The organism is Bacillus sp. KICET-3 (assembly GCF_033261025.1).
Lineage (GTDB): Bacteria > Bacillota > Bacilli > Bacillales > Bacillaceae > Bacillus > Bacillus sonorensis.
Genome location: NZ_CP137345.1, coordinates 3,082,089 through 3,106,925 on the forward strand (window position 1 = coordinate 3,082,089; position 24,837 = coordinate 3,106,925).

At 40.5% G+C, this 24,837-nt stretch carries 24 protein-coding genes and 4 pseudogenes; 10 read left to right on the forward strand and 18 right to left on the reverse strand.

Features of this window, described 5'->3' with window-relative positions; translation table 11 throughout:
* Positions 1-20: 20 nt before the first annotated feature.
* Positions 21-692: a heme uptake protein IsdC gene (gene isdC / locus R5H20_RS15750; RefSeq protein WP_006637681.1), complete on the reverse strand. Its 672-nt coding sequence runs from the start codon at positions 690-692 to the stop codon at positions 21-23.
* A gap of 20 nt (positions 693-712) precedes the next feature.
* Complete coding sequence (locus R5H20_RS15755) at positions 713-1,171, reverse strand: NEAT domain-containing protein (RefSeq protein ID WP_006637682.1); 459 nt, start codon at positions 1,169-1,171, stop codon at positions 713-715.
* Positions 1,172-1,923: 752 nt separating this feature from the next.
* On the opposite strand from R5H20_RS15755, the gene R5H20_RS15760 reads away from it, so the two are divergent.
* Entirely contained in the window at positions 1,924-2,166 is a 243-nt protein-coding gene (locus R5H20_RS15760; protein ID WP_224254548.1) for a type 2 periplasmic-binding domain-containing protein, read from the forward strand.
* Positions 2,167-2,478: 312 nt separating this feature from the next.
* Here R5H20_RS15760 and R5H20_RS15765 read toward each other — a convergent pair whose 3' ends face one another.
* The 3 genes from R5H20_RS15765 to R5H20_RS15775 form a co-directional block, all read right to left on the reverse strand.
* Entirely contained in the window at positions 2,479-2,694 is a 216-nt protein-coding gene (locus R5H20_RS15765; protein WP_006637683.1) for a MarR family winged helix-turn-helix transcriptional regulator, read from the reverse strand.
* A 112-nt stretch (positions 2,695-2,806) separates the two neighbouring features.
* Positions 2,807-3,361: a flavin reductase family protein gene (locus R5H20_RS15770; RefSeq protein WP_006637684.1), complete on the reverse strand. Its 555-nt coding sequence runs from the start codon at positions 3,359-3,361 to the stop codon at positions 2,807-2,809.
* A gap of 255 nt (positions 3,362-3,616) precedes the next feature.
* A complete protein-coding gene (locus R5H20_RS15775) occupies positions 3,617-4,462 on the reverse strand; it encodes a MerR family transcriptional regulator (protein ID WP_040348239.1) in 846 nt (281 codons plus the stop codon).
* A 399-nt stretch (positions 4,463-4,861) separates the two neighbouring features.
* On the opposite strand from R5H20_RS15775, the pseudogene R5H20_RS15780 reads away from it, so the two are divergent.
* Positions 4,862-4,972: pseudogene (locus tag R5H20_RS15780) on the forward strand (sigma factor-like helix-turn-helix DNA-binding protein); the annotation flags it as partial.
* A 448-nt stretch (positions 4,973-5,420) separates the two neighbouring features.
* Here R5H20_RS15780 and R5H20_RS15785 read toward each other — a convergent pair.
* Entirely contained in the window at positions 5,421-6,161 is a 741-nt protein-coding gene (locus R5H20_RS15785) for a hypothetical protein (RefSeq protein WP_224254424.1), read from the reverse strand.
* 105 nt (positions 6,162-6,266) lie between these two features.
* On the opposite strand from R5H20_RS15785, the pseudogene R5H20_RS15790 reads away from it, so the two are divergent.
* A pseudogene (locus R5H20_RS15790) lies at positions 6,267-6,568 on the forward strand (hypothetical protein); the annotation flags it as partial.
* 11 nt (positions 6,569-6,579) lie between these two features.
* Here the strand turns inward: R5H20_RS15790 and R5H20_RS15795 are convergent.
* From R5H20_RS15795 to R5H20_RS15815, 5 genes are all read right to left on the reverse strand, one after another.
* Positions 6,580-7,176, reverse strand: a complete 597-nt coding sequence (locus R5H20_RS15795) for a class I SAM-dependent methyltransferase (protein ID WP_006637688.1) — start codon at positions 7,174-7,176, stop codon at positions 6,580-6,582.
* A gap of 44 nt (positions 7,177-7,220) precedes the next feature.
* Positions 7,221-7,928 carry a DNA alkylation repair protein gene (locus tag R5H20_RS15800; RefSeq protein ID WP_006637689.1) on the reverse strand — a complete coding sequence of 236 codons (708 nt, stop codon included), beginning with the start codon at positions 7,926-7,928 and terminating at the stop codon, positions 7,221-7,223.
* Between the two features lie 689 nt (positions 7,929-8,617).
* Positions 8,618-9,175 (reverse strand): 6-phospho-3-hexuloisomerase, encoded by a 558-nt coding sequence (hxlB, locus tag R5H20_RS15805; RefSeq protein ID WP_006637690.1) that lies wholly within the window; start codon positions 9,173-9,175, stop codon positions 8,618-8,620.
* The gene (gene hxlA / locus R5H20_RS15810) at positions 9,172-9,804 is read right to left on the reverse strand and encodes a 3-hexulose-6-phosphate synthase (protein ID WP_006637691.1); all 633 of its coding nucleotides are present in this window, start codon (positions 9,802-9,804) and stop codon (positions 9,172-9,174) included. The genes hxlB and hxlA overlap by 4 nt, the downstream gene beginning before the upstream one ends.
* A 184-nt stretch (positions 9,805-9,988) precedes the next feature.
* A complete protein-coding gene (locus R5H20_RS15815; RefSeq protein WP_006637692.1) occupies positions 9,989-10,336 on the reverse strand; it encodes a winged helix-turn-helix transcriptional regulator in 348 nt (115 codons plus the stop codon).
* A 288-nt stretch (positions 10,337-10,624) separates the two neighbouring features.
* Here R5H20_RS15815 and desE point away from each other — a divergent pair, with 288 nt between their 5' ends.
* The 3 genes from desE (at position 10,625) to desR (ending at position 13,534) form a co-directional block, all read left to right on the forward strand.
* On the forward strand, positions 10,625-11,683 hold the full coding sequence (gene desE / locus R5H20_RS15820) for a Delta(5) desaturase DesA (RefSeq protein WP_006637693.1): 1,059 nt from the start codon (positions 10,625-10,627) through the stop codon (positions 11,681-11,683).
* A 120-nt stretch (positions 11,684-11,803) separates the two neighbouring features.
* Positions 11,804-12,916 (forward strand): two-component sensor histidine kinase DesK, encoded by a 1,113-nt coding sequence (locus R5H20_RS15825; RefSeq protein WP_006637694.1) that lies wholly within the window; start codon positions 11,804-11,806, stop codon positions 12,914-12,916.
* An 18-nt stretch (positions 12,917-12,934) separates the two neighbouring features.
* Positions 12,935-13,534: a two-component system response regulator DesR gene (desR, locus tag R5H20_RS15830; RefSeq protein ID WP_006637695.1), complete on the forward strand. Its 600-nt coding sequence runs from the start codon at positions 12,935-12,937 to the stop codon at positions 13,532-13,534.
* Positions 13,535-13,809: 275 nt separating this feature from the next.
* On the opposite strand, the pseudogene R5H20_RS15835 reads toward desR, so the two are convergent.
* Positions 13,810-14,127: pseudogene (locus tag R5H20_RS15835) on the reverse strand (GrpB family protein); the annotation flags it as partial.
* A 90-nt stretch (positions 14,128-14,217) separates the two neighbouring features.
* On the opposite strand from R5H20_RS15835, the gene R5H20_RS15840 reads away from it, so the two are divergent.
* The 3 genes and pseudogenes from R5H20_RS15840 to erm all read left to right on the forward strand — a co-directional run bounded on the left by R5H20_RS15840 (position 14,218) and on the right by erm (position 16,075).
* On the forward strand, positions 14,218-14,319 hold the full coding sequence (locus tag R5H20_RS15840; protein ID WP_254726493.1) for a recombinase family protein: 102 nt from the start codon (positions 14,218-14,220) through the stop codon (positions 14,317-14,319).
* Between the two features lie 38 nt (positions 14,320-14,357).
* Positions 14,358-14,690, forward strand: a complete 333-nt coding sequence (locus tag R5H20_RS15845) for a helix-turn-helix domain-containing protein (RefSeq protein WP_236835319.1) — start codon at positions 14,358-14,360, stop codon at positions 14,688-14,690.
* A gap of 513 nt (positions 14,691-15,203) precedes the next feature.
* Positions 15,204-16,075, forward strand: a pseudogene (erm, locus tag R5H20_RS15850) (23S ribosomal RNA methyltransferase Erm).
* A gap of 234 nt (positions 16,076-16,309) precedes the next feature.
* Here the strand turns inward: erm and csn are convergent.
* Positions 16,310-17,146, reverse strand: coding sequence for a chitosanase (gene csn / locus R5H20_RS15855; protein WP_006637697.1), 837 nt, complete (start codon positions 17,144-17,146; stop codon positions 16,310-16,312).
* A 101-nt stretch (positions 17,147-17,247) separates the two neighbouring features.
* Between csn and brnQ the strand changes: the two genes are divergently transcribed.
* On the forward strand, positions 17,248-18,597 hold the full coding sequence (gene brnQ, locus R5H20_RS15860) for a branched-chain amino acid transport system II carrier protein (RefSeq protein ID WP_029419298.1): 1,350 nt from the start codon (positions 17,248-17,250) through the stop codon (positions 18,595-18,597).
* 429 nt (positions 18,598-19,026) lie between these two features.
* Here the strand turns inward: brnQ and R5H20_RS15865 are convergent, their stop codons facing one another.
* The 5 genes from R5H20_RS15865 to rhaD all read right to left on the reverse strand — a co-directional run bounded on the left by R5H20_RS15865 (position 19,027) and on the right by rhaD (position 24,826).
* Positions 19,027-20,076, reverse strand: a complete 1,050-nt coding sequence (locus tag R5H20_RS15865) for an NAD(P)/FAD-dependent oxidoreductase (RefSeq protein ID WP_006637699.1) — start codon at positions 20,074-20,076, stop codon at positions 19,027-19,029.
* Positions 20,077-20,819: 743 nt separating this feature from the next.
* On the reverse strand, positions 20,820-21,974 hold the full coding sequence (locus R5H20_RS15870) for an iron-containing alcohol dehydrogenase (protein WP_029419297.1): 1,155 nt from the start codon (positions 21,972-21,974) through the stop codon (positions 20,820-20,822).
* Positions 21,975-22,293: 319 nt separating this feature from the next.
* The gene (locus R5H20_RS15875; RefSeq protein ID WP_006637701.1) at positions 22,294-23,586 is read right to left on the reverse strand and encodes an MFS transporter; all 1,293 of its coding nucleotides are present in this window, start codon (positions 23,584-23,586) and stop codon (positions 22,294-22,296) included.
* A 78-nt stretch (positions 23,587-23,664) separates the two neighbouring features.
* Positions 23,665-23,979 (reverse strand): L-rhamnose mutarotase, encoded by a 315-nt coding sequence (rhaM, locus tag R5H20_RS15880; RefSeq protein ID WP_006637702.1) that lies wholly within the window; start codon positions 23,977-23,979, stop codon positions 23,665-23,667.
* A gap of 25 nt (positions 23,980-24,004) precedes the next feature.
* Positions 24,005-24,826 carry a rhamnulose-1-phosphate aldolase gene (rhaD, locus tag R5H20_RS15885; protein WP_006637703.1) on the reverse strand — a complete coding sequence of 274 codons (822 nt, stop codon included), beginning with the start codon at positions 24,824-24,826 and terminating at the stop codon, positions 24,005-24,007.
* Positions 24,827-24,837: the final 11 nt, after the last annotated feature.

Genomic DNA, 24,837 nt, shown 5'->3' on the forward strand with positions numbered 1-24,837 from the left:
CTACTCACTCTCCTCTTCTATTACACTCTTTTATTTCTTATTGCGAATTGACGGGCAAGTAATCCTCCGGAGACAACAATCAGCAAGATCATCCACCCTGCCTTATTTGAATCGCCTGTTTGCGGATTAGCTTCCGCCTGCTCCGATTGAGAAGAGTTGGTCTTTTCTTTATTTGATGAAGAAGAACCAGCTGCCGCAGCTTCTGTATCTTTTGAGTTATCGCCGCTGGTGCCAAGCTGTTGAATGCTTCCTGTATCAAACTTGAGCTGAATCGTGTAATCATGATCGTAGTCTGCAGACTTAACCGTCACATGAATTTTTGATTTGATCGGTTTGGCTAAGCTTGAAACTGCGAACTGTACGGTACGTGTATTCTGCGCTTTATCTTTCGATATCACCTGGGTATCCACATAGCCGCCGTTTCCCGGAACCTTAAATTCAGTTACCCAATCGCTGTTTTTAATCTTCATTTGGACAGTTATTTTGCCGTTCTTCACAATAAGCTTTGCAGGCTTCAGCCAGTAATCATTTGCCATTGACACCGCATTACCTTCTGCTTTCATCACTGTATATCCCACCGAATATGTACCGTCTTTCAGCTCAGAGGCCGCAAGCGCTGCAGAAAGCGGCGACAGCAGCATAGACAGAAGAACCATACAGCTGGAAGCAAGGATGATAAGACATTTTTTCATCGTTCTACAGACCCTTCCATTTAAGATTGGATGCTCTCAGCATCAAATTTCAGCCTGATGTCATAGTTTCCTTTATAACCGATCAAAGGAACGTTTACGCTAACTTTAGCAGGAAGGACATGATTCAAATCAGAAACATTGAACTCCACCGTTCTTTTGTTCAAAGTTGAATTTGTGCTGATGACAGCAGCATCTTTATATGTTCCTTTGTCTAAAGTTTGGAACTTTGTAATCCAGGAGCTGTTATTCAAAGTTACCTGAGCTTTGATTTTTCCGTCCTTCACAATTAATGTGGCCGGTTTTTCAAAATAAGTATTGGCTGTTGAAGCCGTATCGCTATTTGCTTTCCACACCACATATTGCACTGTGTAGGTGCCGCTTTCGAGCGATGCCGCCGAAGCTCTTTGCAATGGAGCACCCGCCAGCAGCACAACAAAACTCAAAACAAGCAAAACACTTGAAGCTAAGCGCTTTCTCATAAACGAACCCCCTAAATGAAATTGATAATTATTATCAATTGAGATGAAAAAAAATAAACTTCCGGTGTATTGTATAAAGAGATTTACAGATGATTATGATAATCATTCTCAATTGACTCAAAAAAATAAATCTTTGTTCTCTGCCGAATCAAAGATGTCTACCCGCATGTGAAATTGAATCCCCTTGTCGAACAACAAACAGTCTAAAAGTCCCATTATTCTAAATCATGGCATGACCTCCATTCTTTGCAAAGGAAAATGCATCCTATGCAACTTGATATTATCTTATCCTTAAATTTTTTGTCAATATGTTTCTTAATGAAAATCCCTTTATATGCTATTTTTATTATTTTCATAAAATTATATAATAGGAACATTTTATTTAATCCCTTTAATTTAAGAATTTTTTAAATCTCATTTAACCAATTGATTATATAAATATAATTAATTTCTTTCCCGGAAATAAACAATAGTAACATACTGAATTTCCATGACGATTTAACCACAAACAGAATTTGTATAATTATTCATAATATCTTCCCCCCTACGTTGTATTTAGAGATATTTCTTAAACAAGCATTTTTTAATGGTGAACAAAACAAAATCGCTTATTCTATTCTGAAGGGCAGAGCCTGCTTTGAAAAATACGGCATGCAAAGCTATCTATTGCTTCCATACTGGCAAGAATTCAACTCAGATAAACATACAACAGCCCGGATAACGAGGTCGCCGCATTTTTTAAAGATCATAACATTCAACAAAAGGTTCGATATGAAGTTTCGGATGACCAATCCATTTTAGCGCTTGTCGTAGCTAATTTGGGTATTAATATTCGACCTGAGTTGGTAATTAAGGGTTCGCGCAACAACATTAAGGCGATTGAGTTGGAGGAAAACACTTATCGTACAATAGGAATTTGCACAACACCGCAAACATCTCACGCACCAAAAATATTCATAGAAACAGTTAAACAACTATATCAAAAGAATGATTAACACCCCGGCGTATACCACGAACTCGATATACTTGCAGCCATTAAAACATATCCGCTTCTGCGATCTAATCTTCATTTCTTCGAATCATAAGTTATTTTTCATTACGCTCTCTGCTTTCAAATGACATATCCGGACAATACAGAAATATTCATCATTTCACGCCCAGCTCCACCGCCTGTTCTAGTGTCTCGTTATGATCTAAAGCTCTGTTTTTTCCAATCCTGTACATGTCACTGACACCAGGTCGGCTAGAATACAAAAAGGCAGGGAACCTTTAAATTCCCTGCCTTTATAAATGCATATCTTTTCAGGTTATTTAAGCTGACTGGCACCAAGTCCAATCCTTTTGAGAAGATCTGTTAGCTGTATCTTTTCCTCAGTGCTTACAAAAGACAAATTTTCAGATATTACTTCAACGTGTTGAGGAAAAATTTCTTTAAATAAGTTTTGCCCTTTGTCGTTTGACGATCGCCGATCTGTCGGACTTGGCTCCCTTTTAACGAATTCCTTTTTTTCAAGCTTATCCACAACATAAGTGATGCTCCCGCTAGCAACGGACAAGATAGATTCATTTGGACCGTGTGAGATGGAATAAGAGCATGTATGCCACGTAATAATCAATGTTTCAATCAGTTTTGGGCTAAAAAGGGTGTTGATGTTCCTCCGCTTTACTATTTAATATTCGGTAGCTGGATCCTCCAATATGAAGCGGAATATCCACTTTTTCTAAATTTGGCATTCCATTTTTTAAGAAAAGCTCTTTATCTTGATACCTCTGTAAAACTTCTCCCACAATCCACTCTTGATCGCCCAAGGTGGAAATACTGTGTACTTTACACTCATAAGCAAAATACGCATCAGTTAAAATCGGTATCTCAGCTTTTAGCCCTGCTTCGTATTGAATACGAAATGCTTCAAACTTATTTATATCTCTACCGCTATGAGTGCCTAATGCTTGAATTAATTCCGAACATCTCCCCGGAAGAAAATTCACACCGAAAACACCACTTTTCTCAATCATTTTGTAAGTAAATGTCTCTTTGTTTACTGATATCCCATACATTCCAGGAGAAGATCCAATATACGTATGCCACCCGGAAGCCATTGCGTTTTTTTCGCCTTCATATTGAGCCGTAACTACAGCTACCATTCCAGGGTAGGCGTACCAAATTGGTTCATCTATCGGTGCTCTCATCTTCATCGCTCCTTTGTTTTCATTTACTTTTTATTAGAATTTGAGAGGCTCACATCTAAATCGACAGATACTTCTTCAAATGGACCATTCCCAGTTTAATAAATGGGCTCCCGGCAGGTTGTTTCCGCCTTGCCATTGCGGCATAAGTAACCCAATCGTCTTATCTTCTGCCATCTTATACATCCTTCCTTTCAATATTCATAAGAAGATGCATAAATGATAAACCCTATAGCAACTATAGGGTCAAGGGGTTCGTTATTGTTTCAGCACTCTAAATTCTGTGAGGAAGTCTTCTTCTCTTAATGAGTTATAGCTGTTTGGAAGAGAAACTTGATATACTTTTCCATCCGTTTGGATGCCGTGAGATTCAATAAAATGGTACAGTTTTTGATAGTATGAAAAATAATTTGTTGCAGAGCAATCAAATGCAATGCACACATATTCACCGGATGGGATCGTATCTATCCCAATATTTTGTTCTCCTATATCTATCTTTACTCCATCATAAATCGTCGTATAAACACTGTTGCAATAAATATCACCGGAATCTTTATAAGGCTTTAAATCATAAATAAGTCCATAATAGTTATCGACCATATCTCCTCTTTCTTCAAGGACTTCAGCCAATTTTCGGTAATACAAATCTGATTGGTCATGAGGATTCACTTGAGGTGTCGCTGCTTTTAAAATGGTTTGGCCTTCTATATGTCGAACATAAACCAGACCTTCTTCTTTTTTAGTGCGTATCTCCAATTGTTCATTAAGCTGATTTTTTCTTCTTTGAAGCAATTGCCTGGCACGTTCGAGTCTTTCCATTTCACGCTCAATCACGCTTTCTTGCTCCTCAAGAAAAGTTTGCATCAGTTCAGGGGTACATGTATGCGAGATAATGCGCTTAATTTCTTCCAAAGGCGTTTTAATATATTTGAGATATTTAATAATATCCAAATAAAAGAACTGTTTAACATGGTAATATCGATAGCCATTATCCTGATCTGTACATTGAGGCTTGAAAATTCCGATCTTATCATAATAGCGCAATGTTTGAATTGAAATGTTATTTAGACGGGCTGTTTCCCCAATTGAAAAATATTCCTTCATCAATCTCGTCCTTTCTTCTTTGTTAAACATAACCATCAAGAAATGATTTTTCCTGTCTCATAACGATTGCTCGTTAAGCAGGCACAAAAGAATTGATCCTATAGCCACTACAAGGTTTTATGATTTGTTATGCAGCTTTAAAAATGGTTATGAAAGGGGTGAGTATCTGCCAGAAGATGATTAGAGAATCCACCAAATATCCCAGATGATTTACTCGAGCATGTTAAATTGACATGATATATCGTCTCATTGCTTTCGCTCCATCTTCTGTTTCTTTATGTAGTAATTCGCGATGGGTTCATGGTTTTTCTGACACCAAACGCGAAGGAGAATTAACCACATTATAGCAATTTCACAGTCGATAGAGTGTATATAATGGCATGAATAGCTGTATTTTAAAAGGAAATCATCGTCGGCCGTTTCGGCCTTGATTTGAAGAAAGAGAAAACGCAACGCGAAATCGCGAAGGAGCTCGGGATCTCACGAAGCTATGACTCCGAATCTGAGAAATGGGTGAAGAGGAAGTGATATTCAGTGAAGAGACTCTGGCAGGATGAAATAAACCTGGCACCTTACATGAAAAAAGAATACGCTGAGGATTTTTTGCACATTCATAGTTCCCTGACAGGCGAAGAGCTGAATATTTGTTCGATTCAGCCCTTTAGCTTTTTTGTCTTATCATAACGATAAAGTACAGGTTGCAAAATATATAAACAAAACACAATCCAAATAAAAAGAGAAAACCACTTGAATAGTGAATCCCATCCGCTCCAAAAAGACATCAAATAAAGTATTGGCAAAATAAAAATCAAACTAAAAAGCAATTTTGAAGCTGTTGTTTCCTTTAGCGGACTTTTACATCTCGGACAAGTTGGCCTCTTTGTTCTAATAAGTTTAGATTTTTCTCTAAAAGTAAACGGTTTCCTGCATACCGGACATTTGCTCATTTTCCCGCTCCTTAACAGGGCTTACTTTGTAAAAACCAGCTTGAGCTTTGTTGTTTGCTTTGTTTTTTCTTATAATACCATGTGGACTTATGCTTATATTTATATTGTTTGTAACACATGCTTCCATCTTTGACAGGCTTCGAGGTTCTGTATTGCTTGATTTTTACCTTTATTAATTTATCAAGTGTCTCTCCTACAGCTAATGAAGTTAGGGTTAAAACTGTTTGTTTTACTCTGCTCGCCGGAACCCTGGTCCATATACTTGTCAAAGAAATTGCCGCTCCAACCAAAGTGCCTGCCGGAACGTTATTTGTTACAGTCCCCATGTATACTTCTTTGTATGCTGATAAGCCCATTTCAAATTCTTTCTTTGATTCTAATATTACACCGTTTAATAAGGTCATGCCCGTTGCAGGGTTATATTGAATATGAGTCGTATGTTTATTTTCCGTAACGATGGCTTCAACGATTCCATTTTCATGGTATGTTGTTTCCAGCGTAAAATGCATCTGCCCATCCTTTACAATTTCCCTTGTCTTTTTCCCTGAGTAATATAGATCGTCAATGGCAGTTTTATGGTCTAAAAACCCTTCAGCCGAGACAAAGTCATACGGAGTCACAAAACAAGCACCTGCAAAAAGCAGTACGATTAAAAAATACATTTTCTTTTTCACACTTCTCTCCCCTTCCATATCCAAATAATTACTTTTCATTTTATAAAAAGGGGTTATTTTACACAATACTTTTGTCAATATCAATTTCCCAAAGTCAATAAATCGCTTTTTGTATGCCACAGGTTATTGGAAAGATCTTTTTATAACTGAATTCCAAACAGGTAACCTATGGGTTGCATCTAAATCTGCCTTATCGATGCCTTAAAATCGGAAAACGAAGATTTTATCGACACTAAGCTTAGGCGCGGACTTGAAAAAGGTAATAAATAAACCATCATCTTGGACGTTATTGAAAAGAAATCATCGTCGGCCGCTTCGGCATTGATTAAAGAAAAAACGCAACGCGAAATCACGAAGGAGCTCGGGATTTTCGCGGAGCACATGTCCGGACTTGTGAAAAACGGGTGCTGATGAAGATGTTTCATGAGTTTTATCGGGCGGAAAAGCAGAAGAAGCCGGATCTCATTTTCCGGCTTTCTCTATAAAAAACAAGAAATCACTTTATGCTGCTCGATATAAACATTGAGGCATCCTGACTCATAAAAATACGATGACCATGATAAAATGTCTTCATTTCAGTTGTTTTAAATCCAACATCGGATAATCTTTTTTTCAATTCTTCGTGCGAAAAACCGTTATGAACGTTCGGATGTTGTATTTTATCGTTTTTGTCAAAATCAATAATTATAAGCTTGCCACCATCATTTAAAATGCCGAACAATTCTTGTAAAATTTTATTCGTATCCGGAATATGAAGAAGGACTAGTGACATTAAAACGATGTCTGCCTTCAGTTCAGGGGTTTCTTGGGTAAAATCTGAATAAAGCACTTTTGCGTTGGCAATTCCTTTGCGGGAAATTTTAGCTTTCGCCACCTCCAACATTTGTTTTGATGAATCTACCAACAAAATACAATCTACTAAATCTGATAATTCTAAACTAATGAGACCAGTACCACTCCCATAGTCAATTAAAGATTTTGATTGACTGTTTCGTAATTCCGGTCTTACTTCATTCACAATCACTTTAGCTAATTCAATTCTTTCTTCTGTATCATATCGTTTTGCCATCTGTTCAAAAACGTTATTTTCCATATTCCACTTCCTATTTATTTTTAGATGGTTTACTGAAAACTATGCTAACACCTTACATATTTCCGTTTGAAACCAAGACGGCCTCTATCAATATCCATTTGAATATTTTTGGAAGCATTCAGGGTGCTGCTTTTTTTCTTGCCTCGCCTGAGTTCAACCGGTCCTACTGCTTTTGCGGTTTCAACCGCCTTTTCATGGAGCGGCAAATATGAAATCCCGACTGTGTAGATAAAATTATTCATAGCCGATTTTGTTCGATCTGGAGAATCATGAATCGTATGTTCCACCTGATCAAGCATACTGGCAATTTTGGTCACATTAAATTCATCGTCTGATCGATTACCCAAAAGCCAGCAGTAACAGCTCCAGCCTGCCGACATTCTAAGTTCTTCACCGCTTGAGATCCATTTATCTGCAACAGCTTGCGCAAAATCGGTTTCTGCCAAAGTTACGGCAACAACATAATCAGATAGCATATAAAAATACGCCGCATCGATCCAGCGCTCAAAATCCTCTTCAGTCATTGTCATTGGGTCAGCAATAATGCCGGCAAAATACATGGCATCGTAGTTCCCGGTAGCGTAAAGCTGCTCCGCCAAAGGCTGATTTTTCTTGATTTTCTTTGCCAGCGGCTTCATTTTGCCTGTAGCAACGCCAAAAAGCGGTTCGTGTGCACCATTCGTTATGTATCTTTTCTTCATGTTTTCCGTACCCAAAGCTTCCAATTCCTTCATAACCGTTTCAAAATCCACGCTTTCACTTCCTTCATAAATTAAATTCATTTCTTCATTTCCATTATCATACTTTTTTGCTTCATCTAATCATTTCCAATCAGCTTCATTTGTTATGAATGCTCTCTATCAACAGCTACATCAGCATCAAAAGTTCAGTTGCCATGTATCTTTACAATTGATCCTCATCTTTTTTAGCTGCGGTCTTATCAACCGTCCTTTTACTCTCTGACAGCTAGGATGTTGCGTTCGCGGTTTTTCTTTTGTTTCCTAAGTCTAATGAAAACTAAATTTCCTAGCACTTCATTCATATCGTTTATGTTTATTATATGAAACATTTTAACATGCAGAAAGGGTCTATTTTTGACCGCCTTTCCTCTTCATGCGTCAAATTCGAATGCCACAGATATTTGCATAGGAAGCTTTTTTTCCTAATTTTTTTGCTTCCTTTTCAATGACTTTTTTATCTTTGGTGAATGGTACGAAAAAAACATGAGGAGCAATGATATGGACAAAAAAATACTGTGTAGATGAAACGTGTATCCTTTTCAATGTCCAATTTAGTTCCCAGCACCACCGGATTTTTATTTTACGATATTCACATTTTAAAATCATAATAAAGATGCAAATGATATGTTAAAAACCGGTTTTTATACAAAAAATCACCATCCGAGATAGCGGATGGTGATTTTCTTTACATGAAGGTCTATTTATTCAAGATTTGCATGATTTCCATACATGTGATGAGTATTCAGCCCTTTTATTTCCATAATTCGCAATATGATAGCATCATAAAACAATAAAAGAGTCTGTTCAAAAAGCGATCCCATCGGTTGTATCGTCTGTTTATCGCCCGTCGTTTGATCTTTAGGTGAACCCGGCAGCTGCAGGATCAGATCAGCTATTTCAGCTATTGGCGAATCTGAAGAGATAGTAACTGTCGCTACAGTACCTCCGATATCTTTTGCCTTTTCCGCCATACGAAGCAAACTTTCTGTTTTCCCTGAACCTGTGCCCACGATAAGCAAGTCTTTTCCGGTAAATGGTGGTGTTACGGTTTCTCCTGTTACAAATGCATTAATACCCATGTGCATTAATCTCATAGCAAATGACTTTCCCATTAAACCAGAACGACCTGCACCGGTAACAAACACTTTTTCAGAAGAAATGATACTGGATATGAAGTTCTCTATTCCTTCCGCTTGAGTTTGAGACGTTGCATGATCAAGCTCTGCGATGATCGCTTTTAGATAATCATGGGTCTTCATGATTGCTGGATCATCCGCTTCATTTTTGCGGCTGCTGCAGCTTTATCATCTTGATTTGCAATACCGCCCCCAACAATAATCAAATCGGGCTTTAATTTAACGACTTCGGGCAATGTGTCCAATTTAATTCCGCCTGCAATAGCCGTTTTAGCGTTTTTTACTACATTCTTAATGGTCATTAAGTCTTCAAATGAATTTTGGCCAATGGCTTGAAGATCATAACCCGTATGCACACAAATATAATCGACACCAAGTTCATCCAATTCCGTAGCGCGTGATTTGATGTCTTTAATCCCGATCATATCCACCAGGATTTTTTTCCCTTGAGCTTTTGCCTCTTCTACAGCGCCTTTAATAGACATGTCTTCAGCAGCTCCTAAAATGGTGATGATATCGGCTCCTGCCTCTGAGGCTTTCATTACTTCATACCCGGCCGCATCCATAATTTTAAGGTCTGCCAGCACTTTTAAATTCGGGAAAGCATCTTTCATCTCTTTTACTGCACAGAGGCCTTCATTTATCACAACCGGCGTACCGATTTCTACAATGTCAATGTATTCTTCTACTTCTTTTACCACCTTGATGGCTTCCGGTATATTTACTAAATCTAATGCTAACTGTAATTCCACTTAAAGTCACCCCTGTTAAATTAAGAATTCCGCGGATTATTCTCTTGATATTTCGTTACACCAAAAGTATAACAAGGGGAAAATGCCTTTAATAGTACGCACTTTTTTTTTACATACTATACTTTTCCTCATATGGTATAGAAAAAGATACTGTCTCCAAAACAGTATCTCAAAGTCAATCATTCTATTTATCATCTTTTGAAAAATTGGTTTCTATATAATTTTTACCCCACTCATACATCGCCTCTAATATAGGCATTAAACTTTCTCCTTGTTTTGTAAGGGAATATTCAACTTTGGGAGGAACAACCGGATATACTTCCCTATGTACAATATGATCTTCTTCTAATTCACGGAGCTGATTCACCAGCATTCTTTGCGTAATGCCGGGCATCAGGGCTTTTAATTCTCCGAACCTTTTCGTGCCTTCTTTTCCCAAAAACCATAAAATCAGCATTTTCCACTTTCCTCCGATAATGTTGAGCGTCAACTCCTTTTCACAATTAAATGTTTTATTTTCCATTCGTGACATATGAATTCACTCCTTATCTAATTGACTAAAATATAAATAATCAATTACATCATTGTAAAAGAACTTTGTTTCATTAATCAATCATCGTACTTTTACAACTTCCCTTCTTTACCATCTTATCATGCGGATTTGCCCCATCATGACATTGTCACTTATGCTTGATCAATCAATTCGAGTTAAGGAAACATGACAAGTGTCATATATGAAGCATGATGTGTGCTACTACAAAGACATCTCTCTGTGGCGTAAACTTAACTTAAGACCCATTTATGAGAGGATAACTTTACTATGACTGAACAAACCATCGCACATAAACAAAAACAGTTGACAAAACAGGTTGCTGCGTTTGCCCAGCCTGATACCAAAAACAGTCTGATTCAGCTCTTCAATACGTTTATTCCTTTTTTCGGACTGTGGTTTCTTGCCTATTTCAGCCTCAATGTCTCCTATCTCCTTACTTTAGGAATAACGGTGATTGCCGCAGGGTTTTTGACGAGAATTTTCATTATTTTTCACGACTGCTGCCATCAATCTTTTTTCAAACAAAAGCGCTTTAACCATATTCTCGGTTTTCTGACAGGCGTTCTGACTTTATTCCCTTACCTGCAATGGCAGCACAGCCATTCGATTCATCACGCGACTAGCAGCAACCTGGATAAACGCGGAACGGGCGACATCTGGCTGTTAACGGTAAACGAATATAAAGCCGCACCTCTACGCACAAAAATCGTATACAGACTTTACAGAAATCCGTTTATCATGTTTATTCTCGGCCCGATTTATGTTTTTCTGATCACAAACCGCTTTAACAAAAAAGGCGCAGGACGGAAGGAGCGTGTGAACACATACCTCACCAACATTGCAATCGCGGCATTGGCTGCTGTCTGCTGTCTGATCTTTGGCTGGCAATCGTTTTTGCTTGTACAGGGTCCGATCTTTCTGATCTCCGGTTCAATGGGCGTTTGGCTGTTTTATGTTCAGCATACATTTGAAGATTCTTATTTTGAAGCGGATGAAAACTGGAGCTACGTGCAGGCCGCAGTGGAAGGAAGTTCATTTTATAAACTCCCGAAACTGCTTCAATGGCTGACAGGCAATATCGGGTACCACCACGTTCACCATCTGAGCCCAAAGGTGCCTAACTATAAGCTTGAAATCGCACATGAGCAGCACGAACCATTAAAAAACGTCCCGACCATCACCTTAAAAACAAGCCTGCAATCACTTGCATTCCGCCTTTGGGATGAAGAAAAAAAGAAATTTGTGACATTTCGGGATATCAAACAAATATCTGCCCACCTTCCGCCTGATTTAACAGAAAAACAGAAGCTGCGGAAGAACGCCTGACGATGAGGAGGTCTTCTTATATCAACAAGAAGACTTTCTTTTTGTTGTTCGATGATGCAATCCCGCTCCGGCAATGGTAAAGTTACTCTAAAGATGAAACGCTGAAAATGAGGTTATATCATGCTCAAAAAACATTTTACATTTCAAAAACTGAACGGGATCTCGCCGTATATATGGACGATATTTTTCATCCTTCCCTTCTACTTTATCATGCAATCATCATCTACACTTGTCATCGTCGTCGGCATCATTTTGACGCTTTTATTTTTTGCGGTATACAGATTTGCTTTTGTCTCAAAAGGCTGGGCCGTTTATTTGTGGGCGTTTACTTTAATCGGCATTTCAACCGCCTCGATTATGCTGTTCAGTTATATTTATTTTGCTTTTTTTATCGCATATTTTATAGGAAACATTAGAGAACGCGTTCCTTTTCACATTTTATATTACGTTCATTTAATAAGCGCAGCCCTCGCAGCGAATTTCAGTCTCGTATTAAAAAAAGAATTTTTTCTGACACAAATTCCTTTTGTGGTCATTACGCTCATCAGCGCGATTTTATTGCCGTTCAGTATCAGAAGCCGTAAAGAGCGCGAACGGCTGGAAGAAAAACTCGAGTATGCAAATGAACGGATTGCCAATTTGGTGAAATTGGAAGAACGGCAGCGGATTGCCCGCGACCTCCACGATACACTTGGGCAAAAGCTGTCTCTTATCGGTTTAAAAAGCGATTTGGCGAGAAAATTAATTTATAAAGATCCCGATCAAGCAGCGCGTGAGTTGAAAAGCGTTCAGCAAACTGCGAGAACTTCTTTAAATGAAGTCAGAAAAATCGTATCCTCCATGAAAGGCATCCGGCTCAAGGATGAAATCATAAACATCAAACAAATTCTCGAAGCAGCTGACATTGCGTTTATCTATGAAGAAGAAAAATTGCCGGAAAATATCTCATTGCTTAATGAAAACATTTTGAGCATGTGCTTAAAGGAAGCTGTTACAAATGTCGTTAAACACAGTCAGGCTAAAACCTGCCGTGTTGACATTCAGCAGCTTTGGAAGGAAGTTGTCATTACAGTGACTGACGATGGAACGTTTCAAGGTGAAGAAAAGTACTTTTCAAAAGGACATGGCTTGCTCGGTATGAGAGAACGGCTTGAATTTGCAAACGGGAGCCTTCACATCGATACCAAAAACGGCACCAGACTTACCATGACAATCCCTAATAACTCAAAATAAACAAAAAGGATGGCTTACATGATTAGAATATTTATTGCGGAAGATCAGCAGATGCTCTTGGGCGCTTTAGGATCGCTTCTGAATTTAGAAGATGATATGGAAGTCGTCGGCAAAGGAACAACCGGACAGGATGCCGTTGATTTTACAAAAAAACATCAGCCTGATGTATGCATTATGGATATTGAAATGCCGGGAAAGACGGGGCTTGAAGCTGCTGAGGAATTAAAGGATACAGGCTGTAACATCATCATCTTAACCACTTTTGCCCGCCCTGGCTACTTTCAGCGAGCTATTAAAGCCGGCGTTAAAGGCTATTTGTTAAAGGACAGCCCGAGCGAAGAGCTCGCAAGCGCCATCCGCAGTGTCATGAACGGAAAGCGCATCTACGCACCTGAGTTGATGGAGGATATGTACAGCGAGGCCAACCCTCTCACAGATAGAGAAAAAGAAGTGCTCGAACTTGTGGCTGACGGAAAAAACACAAAAGAAATCGCCCAGGAACTCAGCATCAAAAGCGGGACTGTGCGAAATTATATCTCAATGATTCTTGAAAAGCTTGAAGTGAAAAATCGAATAGAAGCCATTACCCGTTCAAAGGAAAAAGGCTGGTTTAAATAAAAAAGGGGCCGGATCTGCATTCTGGCCTCTTTCTTCTTCGTTTGTTTTTTAATCGGCTTACCCTTCCCCCCTATTTATGAATAAGGGCTCTGACAAAATGAATGATTTCACTCTTGTTCGATCCAAAGTTCGACATATTCGAAAGCATGCTCAATGCTTAAATCTCTGATTGATATTGAAAATAGCGTACATCTAAATGGATCAATTCTTGAAAAGTCCCCTGAAAAAGTTTGATCATTTCCGTGACCTTTATTCTATTAAATTATTTTATTTGCTTAAAGCCTGATTATACGAATCGGTAAATTAAAGCTTTTACTCTCTGTGTTTGCTCGTTTCATGATTTCCCGGACTATCGAGTCTTTGGCATCTGCATAGTGTTGAACGTGTCGCCATTTACGCTTGGCCAAGTCACATTTGACGCGTGCGTAGTTATCCCGGTCGGAATTGTTGTTCCGTAGCCAATCACGGAAGCGTAACATGCGATCAATCTCAGACGCCCCCATACTGAATACGTGCAGATTGATGTCTGTATCGGGTCCCTTAAACATGAGGTGTTCAAATCACTCTGGTTTTCGAATACGCAGCGTGTAACCCGGCTTCCTCTAAGTATAATGACTTACAGCACATTTCTTTGAGACCTAAAACTGCAATTAAATATCCTTGAAAAATACGGATGTGACAAAATCTATAGAGAACAGACAAGTTCAGCAAAAAACCGCTCGGAACTAGAACATTTATTCCATACCCTTCGCAGCGGAGATCAAGTAATTGTTTACAAGCTGTGATCGCTGACTCAACCCGGCATTTAATTGACTTGGTTCAGATGATGCAGCAAAAAAATGTTGATTTTATCTCAATCATTGATCAGGTAGATACTTCAACCGACAAAGGAAAAATATTTTTTAAACTAATGGAGAAGGTTGGGGATTTCCAGCATGATGTATTAAGTGAAAGTACCAAAACAGGGATCTACGAAGCAAAACTGAAGGGAAAGACCGGGGGCAGGCCGAGAAAACCGGATCATAATGTCAGACGTGCCTTGGACATGTATCAAAGCAAAAAATACAGCATTGCCCAAATTACTGCAGAGACAGGAATCAGCAAAACAACGTTATATCGTTATTTGGAGGATAGGATGGATGATGATAAAGCATAAAAAGAACAGGGCCCTGAACAGTTCTTGTTCTCTGCTTGTCGATTAGCCGTAAAAAACGGCTTCATCGACAAGCTTTTTTGTTAAAAATAAAGCAAGGAAGAAGCAATCGTTGACTTTTTCCATATAACACCCTAATATTAATATTATATTTTGAACTTTTCAGGAGGATTATTAAAAAATGACACACTCGATGAGACTTCGTTTCCCAACTTTGAACCAGTAATTCAATACGTTCAAAGGCTCTGTTTGTGTATACAGAGTAAACGGGATCAGTCTGTCCTTTTTTAATAATCTTCATTTTTGCATAGAAAGAGTATGCAACTTGTAGAAAGGCGGATCGTTCTGCCTTTCTTTTTTTATTTGATCATTTACCTTTCACGGCTAAGGAAGGTTTATTTGGTTATGGAAAATACCCCGGGTATTCCTTAAGGATGGACCTTCTTCCCTTTACTCTGAATCACAGGCAGATCCGCCTGCCGCCTGTGATTTTTTATTTTGGGAGGAAGAGAAAACATGGCGAAAAAAGTTTATAAGTGCCGTGGAAAAAAGTTAAGCTGCGGGGAATCCCCCAATTTTTCCGGGCAACATTTGATGTATAATAAAAAGTTGATTCGTGAAATTGTGTATCAAGCAAATATAGATATTAAAGATACGGTTTTAGAGTTAGGAGCTGGAATAAGGTGCTTTGACAACCGCGTTAAGTCAAAAAGCTGGAAAGGTATTGGCAGTAGAAAACGATTCTACATTTGTTGAGATACTCAAACGTAAAACAGCACAGAATTCAAATACTAAAATTATTCATCAAGATATTATGAAAATTCATTTACCAAACGAAAAATTTGTTGTTATCTCTAATATTCCTTATGCCATAACAACCCCCATAATGAAAATGCTCTTAAACAATCCTGCAAGCGGATTTCAAAAAGGGATCATCGTAATGGAAAAAGGGGCTGCAAAACGATTCACATCAAAATTTATTAAAAACTCCTATTTTAGCTTGGAGAATGTGGTTTGATATTAGCATTGTCAGAGAAATATCGAAAGATAATTTTTCTCCCCCTCCAAAAGTGGATTCGGCAATGGTCAGAATTACACGGAAAAAAGAAGCTCCTATATCACATAAACATTACATTACTTTTTTTGGGCTTGCCGAATATGCGCTAAAGAAGCCGCAAGCCCCCTTCGATTTTGCTTTGCGAGGGATTTTTACTCCGCTTCAAATGAAGCATTTAAGAAAAAATCTAAAAATCAACAATGAAAAACCTATTGGAACACTCAACGAAAACCAATGGGCGGTCATTTTTAAAACAATGACCCAACATGTTATGCGTCACAACTGGCCAAGAGCAAAGAAGGGGAAGCGAAAGCGGGCAAAGGGGAAGTGAGCGGGAAAGGCCTGATCTCACATTCGGCCTATAGAGATCGCGCACATTTACAAATGACAGAGAAAAAATCAACTGATTACCTCTCCTTTAAAGTTCAACAGGCTGAATAAATTCGAAATGGAAGGCTCCATCGGTTCATACGCCCTTAAACCCCGCCAAAATAACATGGCGGGGTTTAAGTGTATTCCGGCTGAAAGCGGCAAAGGGTGAAGCCGGTTTCTTTTCACTTGCTGCTTATTTGATGACGAAATTACCGTATTCTTTTGAATGAACTTGAATCGGTCCGTTTAGATTGTAGTTGTTTGATTTGACGATAGAGCGAAACACATCCACACGGGCAACCGATTCTCTCCACACATCTCGGGTGTCGGGATCTGCCGGATTCATCAGGTCATCATAGCGCACGTCCAAGAATTTATTTAACCATTTCTTCTCATCTATTCCGTCTTTAGGTGAGCCGCCCGCTTTTTTGTTCGTGCGTTTGATCAAGGAATAAAAGGAATCAGGATCATCACCGTCGCCATGCTGAATCACTGTATCGTACATCACAGCTCTTGCCAGTGCCGTTTTCAGTCCGGCAGTATCGGATCGTTTCATGGCAGGCTGATAATACAGCCTGTCATTTACCGCGTCTTGAGCAGCGCGGAAGTCCTTATCATTTCCAAGCGACTTCCAGGCGGAAGCAAACCCCTTGAGGTTGCTGATGTCGTCGCTTTCTTCTTTGGCCAGACGGCGCAGTTCAGGCAGGTATTTTTTCAGTTTGTTATTCGGGACTGCCTTTGTGTATACTTCCACTACTTCCAATGCATCCCCTGTAGCCGTTGTAAAACCTGCCCGTCCGCATGTATAGCCTCTTCCATCATCCAATGGTTCCACATATCCGTATTGGATTTCCGTTGTTCCGTTTTCAAAGATGCTGGTCAGCTGTTCCGCCCGGCGTTTTTGCTCCTTATTCAGTCCCGCCGCAAGAACCGTTTCGCTCATCATCAGGGTAAAAAACATGGTGAAAATAAGTGATGAAAACGCTGCCTTCTTCCAGCCACCTGCATTTTTCTTCAAACTGATTTTCATTTTATTACCCCTTTCAAAATATTGTCATTATGAACTCAGTATACATGAAGGGGCGCCCTATTGTTGAAAATACATCATTTTGTCAATATTTTGAATCTAAAATGAAGAAAAACCTGCCTTTTTCACAGGTTCTTGCAATCGGGTTGATGCTTTTTTCCATGTTTTTAGGTGCGGGAAATGTCATATTTGCTCCGATGTTAGGTCAACAGGCAGGAACAAATACCTGGATTGCAATGGGTGGATTTTTAATCACCGGGGTTGGGCTGGTTCTGCTGGCAATTATTGCTTTAACCCGTGCAGGAGGAACCGTCGAAAAACTTGCAGGAAGAGTACATCCGCTTTTTGCATCAATATTCGTATTCATGCTCTTCCTTATGCTTGGTCCTATTTACGTGATTCCGCGGACAACCTCTGTCTTATATGAAATCGCTATAAATCCGTTAATACAAACGAATACAAGTATTTATTTGTTTATTTTCTCTTTCGTATTTATTTTTTTAACCATTATTCTCTCGTGGAATACAACAAAGTTTGTAGACCGGCTAGGCAAGATTATCACGCCCATTTTTTCAACATTGTTAATCATTTTAATTGCAAAATCGATCATGACCCCCTTGGGGAATATTGGTGATCCTCAAAAGGAATATATGAGTGGAGTATTTTTAAAAGGAGTAACTGAAGGATATTATACAATGGATGTTCTCGCAGCTTTTGTTTTTGGAGGGATATTCATTAAAAGTATCAATTCCTTAGGTATTCGTTGTGAAAAGGAAGTGTCCAGGCTATTTATTAAGGCGGGGATGATTACAATTACTGGTTTAGTCGCTTTGCAAATCTCGATGGCATGGATAGGAGCTTCTAGTGTGGATGCGATTGGTTTTAAAGAAAATGGCGGCGAAGTGTTAGCGCAAAGCGCGATTACTCTATTTGGTCCGTTTGGAATCTACATGATTGGAACCGTTATTTTTTTAACGGGGATTACAACCAATGTTGCCTGTTTAGCAGCTGCATCTGAATATTTCGAAAGGGTTGTCCCTTCGGTCTCGTATAAGAAATGGCTGATCATATTTTCTATTATAGGTGTTGTAATTACAAACTTTGGCCTCAATACAATACTGACATTTACATTTCCAATCCTTTTATTACTCTATCCTATAGCGATTGCCTTGATTGTATTAATCTTCATAAATAATTTGTTTAACGGTCATAGATCAGTTTATATAGCAACCGTAATTGGTGTAGGATTTGCCGCAATCCCCGATGCCCTGAAGGAAGTGAACGTTTTAACAAAAGCAATCAATAGCATTTTTAGGTTTATCCCGTTATTTGAAAATGGAGCAGGATGGATTACTACAGGTTTAATTGGATTTTTAATAGGTTTACTGGCAGCTAAAGTTAGAAGAGAACCTGCCATTTTGATTAAGCCGGAACAAGAGATCAATAAAATGTAAGCAGCACTCCGGGTTTTGTATTTGAAGAAACACCAATCATAGGGTCTCCAAGGTGAATAGCCCGTGAAGGTTCAAGTTCATAAGCATTTTTTATTGGGGCAATTTATGCATTTAGACTACACAGAACTGAAACTAAATCTTTAAAAAGACTTGTTACATAAGCAAGTATAGCAAGTCTTTTATTTTTACACTGATAAATGAAACTTCTTTCCTCTTCGCATCTCATTCATGAGGATACGGCATCGAGTTCGCACGGCATACTTCCCCGCCTGCTTTTCATCTGTTCCATGTTCTTTCTATTTACAGATTATCCGGGATATTAAATGCTGAATGAATTTTCTTATCAACAAAAAGCGTTCCGCAGCCTGAAATATCAGAGCCGGGAACGCCCTTTCGATTTGCGTTTTTTATTTGAATGTTTCTTTTTAGCTACCCGAACATCTTCTTCACAAGCTCGCGGTTGCGTTCTTTGAAAACCTCGTTATGCGATGACACCATCGCGCTTTTGTGCGCTTCGGGATCAATAAAGCGCTTGGCGCTGTTCACCGCGTTTGCGGCATCCTGAAACGCTCCGGCGATCAGGTGCAGCTTGCCTTCGTAATGCAGGATATCTCCCGCCGCATACAGCCCTGGCACGGAAGATTGGCAGTTGGCGGTACCCGCGATAAAATAGTCGTCAACCCGGGCAATATCCAGCCGGCTGTTCTCCAGCAGCGATATGTCACGTTCATATCCGTGGTTAATAATGACCTCATCCACAGGCAGCTCCATCACCTCACCGGTTTGAACGTTCGTGAGCTCGACCCGTTCGATCACCTCATGATCTTCCGAAGCGATCAGCTTGGTAATCTGTGTATGGAAGAAGCAGCTCGCCGAACTGTTCAGAAGCTGATCCACCTGGGCCTCATGCCCGCTGAGCGCTTCTTTGCGGTAAGCGAGGTAGACCTTCTTCGCGACAGGCTCGAGCTCGTTGGCCCAATCGACAGCCGAATTGCCGCCGCCTGATACAATGACTGTTTTATCTTTAAAATGCTGCAGTGACTTGACCGTATAATTCAGATTGGACACTTCAAATCGCTCTGCCCCTTCAATCTGAAGCTTTTGCGGATTGAGGATGCCGCCGCCCACGGCAACGATGACCGTCTTGGACAGATGCACCCCTGAGGCAGCCGTATGTAATTCAAACAGCCCTTCTTCATTGCGGGCAATCGATTCGACTTTCTCATTCAGCAGCACTTCAGGATCAAACGTTAACCCCTGCTGCACCATCTGTTCAATCAGCTTTGCTCCAGGAATCGGCGTTTGCCCTCCGACGTCCCAGATCATTTTTTCCGGATAAACGTGAACCTTTCCGCCGAGCATCGGCTGATATTCAATAATCTTTGTTTTCATTCCCCGCAGTCCGCTGTAAAAGGCGGAATATAATCCGGCCGGACCTCCGCCGATAACGGTTACATCAAACACTTCATTCCTGCACAAGGCTCTTCACTCCTAGTATATATAGTGCATGGCTTATTAAAAGTTCAATCTCCATGTTGTAAATGATTATCATTATCATCTAGTGTACTTTGACTTCTTCATTTTTACAATCAATTTTTGTGATAAATTTCATCTTTCGGTCATTTCCCAACTGAAGCATCCGCCGAATCATTAAAGCGGCCGACAATCAGCTGCACAACATCAATGTGCAAAGGATTAGCGGCCGCTGGCTCTCTCGATATTTGCGTTCGTTTAAACTTATCATTCATTTTTCATCTATATGACTCATAATGTTCAGCTACCTACGACGAGCAGGTTTTTCATCTCTCTTTTTTGATGAAAGAAAAATTGCAACGGCCTCTCTCTTCCATCGTTTCACAGATGTTGTTTTAAACTCTCCATTTTTTGTTCATCTAAAACCGACTTTTTCGCTATATCAAGGCTTTCATCATCATCCTTGAGCAATTCTGCGTGTTTGGGTAACCATCATGGCTATCCACTCGATACTTCCTCTATCCAGCAGCATATCAAACTTCTTGTTTTTCCTCTTACATGCTGATTCACGGTGCATCAACTCAGGATATTTTCTATAAAAGGCAGCTTCCTTACCGTACCAGCCTTTTTTCTAACTCCCAGACAAATATATACCAAGGGCCGAAGGCTGCCTCCATCTAGCAGGAGTGGGGATCTGTTTGCTCATAAATTAGTACGCTGTTTCATTAGCGCCTTAATATCTGATCATATCATAGGATTTGTTCAAACATTTTGATCGTTTCTTCTTTGGTTGGCATAAACGGATTTCCCGGTGCGCATGCGTCCAGTAAACTGTTTTCCGCCAGTTTATCCAAATCAACATCTGTCAATCCAATTTCAGACAGTGTTTTAGGGATACCGACTTCCTCCGATAAGCGTTCAATTTGCATAATAACATATTCCGCACACTCCTCATCGCTAAGCGCCTTCACGTCCGCTCCAATTGTTTTGGCTATTTTCCGAAATTTATGCGGAACATATTTGGCATTCTCTCTTTCGACGATCGGCAAAAGCATTGCATTGCAGACGCCATGCGGCATGTTATATACTCCGCCCAACTGGTGAGCCATAGAATGGACAAAGCCCAATCCTGCGTTATTAAACGCCAGTCCAGCAAGGAAAATAGCATGCACCATCTGCTCACGCGCTTCTATGTCCTGACCGTTCTTTACGGCGCGGGGCAGATATTCGAAAATCAGCTCAACGGCTCCTAGTGCCAGTGTTTCGGTTACCGCATAACTGCCGGGTGTAACAATCGATTCAATCGCATGGGTAAGCGCGTCCATTCCCGTCGCCGCAGTCAGCTCTTTTGGCTTATTGACCATAAGGGCTGGATCATTAACCGACAACTGTACCAAGCTGTTTTTGTCGACCATAACCATCTTAACCTGCCGCTCTTCATCTGTAATTACATAATTAATCGTTAGTTCACTTGAAGTGCCGGCAGTCGTATTAACCGCGATAACCGGAAACGAACGGTGGACTGATTTATGCAGCCCTTCATAATCGCAGATATGCCCCCCGTTTGTTTTGATAATCCCGATCGCTTTCGCACAGTCCTGGGGAGAACCGCCGCCAATCGACAAAATAACGTCACTGGCCGACTTATTGAGCATTTCAAGACCGCGATGCACGATAGCGCTTGTCGGATTCGGCTCTACTTCATCAAACAGGCTATAAGAGACATTGATGCCATCCAGAACATCCAGCACCTTTTGCGCAATTCCCGTTTTCACCAAAACTTTATCCGTAACGACAAATGCTTTTTTATACCCAGCTGCCTGGACGAAATTTCCCATTTCTTGAAGACATCCTTGACCTATTAAATTAACGGATGGAACATAGAATGTTCTACTTGTAGTCATTTTTATCCGCCTTTCTAGTTTGTTATTGACTTATAGCTATTTAAAACCATAAATCGCAATTGACAAACAGTACGTCTTTTCTAGTTATTTCAAAATAGCAAAGTATTAGAGAAAAAGCTTTAGTCTTGACACCAACCGCACAGCGCCGGCCGTTTTGGCTTTGTCTAAACATGGGGGAAAACATCTCGATGAATGATGTCGGTGACATTTTGAAATAAGAACGCCAGATTTCAAACGAATACAATCCTACGGCAACCTGGTTTATCTATCTATAAGCACTACAGCTTGAACCCTATGAACTTATCAGAGCAGTATTTGTTCAGTTTTCGATACCGGCAGCATCCATTCCATAGCGTTCCTGTTGAATGTTCTTCAACGATTTTCCACGTGTTTCAGGAGCCATAAGTACCCCGATGATGAAATGCAAAACCAGAAAACCAATCATAATCAGTCCGGAAGTTTTGAAGCCTAGCTGCGAAATCATAACCGGAACGACGAGAGAAATCAGACCCACGCCGATGCGGACGAGGAAAAACATGAAGCCTTGCGCTTTGGCGCGATAGCGGGTATGAAATAATTCACTAGACCACAAACCGTAAAAAGCTTGCGCTCCGAAGCCGGCTGCCACCCCCCAAAGGAAGACAAACAGCCAAAGTTCTGTTATGCCCATGCCGCCGAATACAAGTACAGCCCAGGCTGCCACCCCCATGATCGCTCCAATTGAGAACAGAAGCTTCCGGTTTACCTTGTCACCCAGCTTTATAAAAATAATGTATGTCGACAGCACCGTAAATATCCAGAGAGTTCCCTGCAGCAAGTTGGCCTGTGCGGCTGAAAGTCCGCCGACGGTTTCATAAATAAACGGCATGAAATATCCCATTGTTCCTGCTACAAGGTTCCAGAAAAAATAAATTCCCACAAGCAAAACGAGCGCTTTCAAGTTTGCTTTAACCGTAAACAGCTCTTTAATGCCGCTTGACTCCACATTGCCTTTTAATTTGCCTGCTTGTTCACGCGCTTTTTCTTCTGACCATATCTTGGACTCGTTGATTTGCTGTTGCATGATCCAGGTAATTAAAGCGATTACAAATAGTAACAAGAAAATGATGCGGCTGCCCAGCAGATTGAGCGGAGCAAGAAACACAGACAGAAACAGAGCAATCGCCGGTCCTACTGACCATGCCAATTGTCCCCATCCTACGCGTGCTGCCCTTTCACCGTCCGGAGCTTCCTCTGCAATATAAGTCCATGCCGCCGGAATACCCGCACCAACGGCAATACCCGTAATGACATAACCAATTAAAAGCATTGGGAAATTAAATGAACATGCAATAAGCAGAACACCCAGCATATAGACAATCAGATCATACTTGTAAATGAATTTCCGGCCGTATTTGTCTACCAGCGCCCCGCCGATCAATGCTCCGACTGCCGCACCAAATCCGTTGGCGCTGAGAGCTCCAAGGAGGCCTACTTTATAATCGGACAAGTGCAAATAATTGACCCATAGCGACAGTCCGCCAGCTCCAGCAACGATCGAACCGGCTTCCAAAAAATTCGACATAGCGACAGTGATCGTCGATTTCAAACTGCCTTTCGATGATTCGGACATGATTCTTTCCCCTTTCAGGAATAATTGTTATTCGCTAGAGATGTGTTCCCGAAACGAAGCGGGAACACGGAAAATAAATTACCGCAAATAAAATACCTGTTTTAAATCTGTCGAAACCGGGCTGTTGTCCACATTCGTCTTCATTAACGGCGCCATGTAATCCCACCATTTACGGCAGATTGCCGTATCAGAGATTTGCATCCATTTGTCTTTGTCCTCAATTTCCAAGTAAGCAAACAGCTGACCGGACTGTTCGTCCAGAAAGATACTGTAGTTATGTGCGCCATGAGCCTTCAGTTCCTTCTTCATTTCAGGCCACAATTCATCATGACGCTTCGCATATTCATCATAATGTTCCGGAAAAAGATACATGATACTCGCTGTGCGGATCAAACGGCATTCCTCCTGTCAAAATGAATTAAACATTTAAAACTCCTGCGCGGGGCGTAACTTGAAATGCGTCCGCCAAGTCCTGAAGCTGGCGGTCTGTAATGGTTTGTTTAATACCGCCCTGGGAGCAAACGGCTGTATATACTTCAGCCCCTTTTTCAGCGGTCTCGATTAAGCCGAACGTATCATCCATTGTTGGCCCTGCCCCGAAGATGCCATGATGAGGCCATAGGACAATGCGCATATCGGCCATTTTCTCGGCAGTTGCCTTCCCGATCGAATCCGTACCAGGCACCATCCAAGGAATGACTCCGACACCTTCCGGAAACACCACAAGGCATTCCGTGCACATTCGCCACAACGTGCGTGTAAACTTTACTTCATCAAGATCATGCGTAAATGTCATCGCAATCAAATGGGTAGCATGACAATGAATAATTACGCGGTGAGTTGGGTCAACAGACAAACGCTTCGCATGGTTCATCAAGTGAGTCGGAAGCTCGCTTGTTGCCAGTCCGCCGTCTTCAAGGCCCCACAATAGTTCGTAAGCGCAGCCGTCTTTGGCAATACGGATGATTCCAACATTCAGGGCAGGCGTATCAATCACGTTTTTAAAGTACTTTCCTGACCCGGTTACGATAAAATAACGTCCTGCCAGAGCGGAAGCGTCAAATTTCATTGGAACAACCCGTCTCACGCTGTTTAGATCAAGATATGGAGCCAGTTCTTCTTCGCTCAGCAAATAACTGATGTTTCCCCCATTTCGTTCATCCCAACCCAAACGGTACAAGTTAGAGGTGGTTTTCGTCATTTCTTTCATAAATGGTGCAGTTAAAATATCCAGCAGCATAACCCTAAATC

Coding starts and splice junctions, on each gene's coding strand:
- isdC (WP_006637681.1), bottom strand. CDS start 692: ATGAAAAAATGTCTTATCATCCTTGCTTCCAGCTGTATGGTTCTTCTG.
- R5H20_RS15755 (WP_006637682.1), bottom strand. CDS start 1,171: ATGAGAAAGCGCTTAGCTTCAAGTGTTTTGCTTGTTTTGAGTTTTGTT.
- R5H20_RS15770 (WP_006637684.1), bottom strand. CDS start 3,361: ATGAGAGCACCGATAGATGAACCAATTTGGTACGCCTACCCTGGAATG.
- R5H20_RS15775 (WP_040348239.1), bottom strand. CDS start 4,462: ATGAAGGAATATTTTTCAATTGGGGAAACAGCCCGTCTAAATAACATT.
- R5H20_RS15795 (WP_006637688.1), bottom strand. CDS start 7,176: ATGGAAAATAACGTTTTTGAACAGATGGCAAAACGATATGATACAGAA.
- hxlB (WP_006637690.1), bottom strand. CDS start 9,175: ATGAAGACCCATGATTATCTAAAAGCGATCATCGCAGAGCTTGATCAT.
- R5H20_RS15815 (WP_006637692.1), bottom strand. CDS start 10,336: ATGTCACGAATGGAAAATAAAACATTTAATTGTGAAAAGGAGTTGACG.
- desE (WP_006637693.1), top strand. CDS start 10,625: ATGACTGAACAAACCATCGCACATAAACAAAAACAGTTGACAAAACAG.
- R5H20_RS15825 (WP_006637694.1), top strand. CDS start 11,804: ATGCTCAAAAAACATTTTACATTTCAAAAACTGAACGGGATCTCGCCG.
- desR (WP_006637695.1), top strand. CDS start 12,935: ATGATTAGAATATTTATTGCGGAAGATCAGCAGATGCTCTTGGGCGCT.
- R5H20_RS15845 (WP_236835319.1), top strand. CDS start 14,358: ATGATGCAGCAAAAAAATGTTGATTTTATCTCAATCATTGATCAGGTA.
- csn (WP_006637697.1), bottom strand. CDS start 17,146: ATGAAAATCAGTTTGAAGAAAAATGCAGGTGGCTGGAAGAAGGCAGCG.
- brnQ (WP_029419298.1), top strand. CDS start 17,248: ATGAAGAAAAACCTGCCTTTTTCACAGGTTCTTGCAATCGGGTTGATG.
- R5H20_RS15870 (WP_029419297.1), bottom strand. CDS start 21,974: ATGACTACAAGTAGAACATTCTATGTTCCATCCGTTAATTTAATAGGT.
- R5H20_RS15875 (WP_006637701.1), bottom strand. CDS start 23,586: ATGTCCGAATCATCGAAAGGCAGTTTGAAATCGACGATCACTGTCGCT.
- rhaD (WP_006637703.1), bottom strand. CDS start 24,826: ATGCTGCTGGATATTTTAACTGCACCATTTATGAAAGAAATGACGAAA.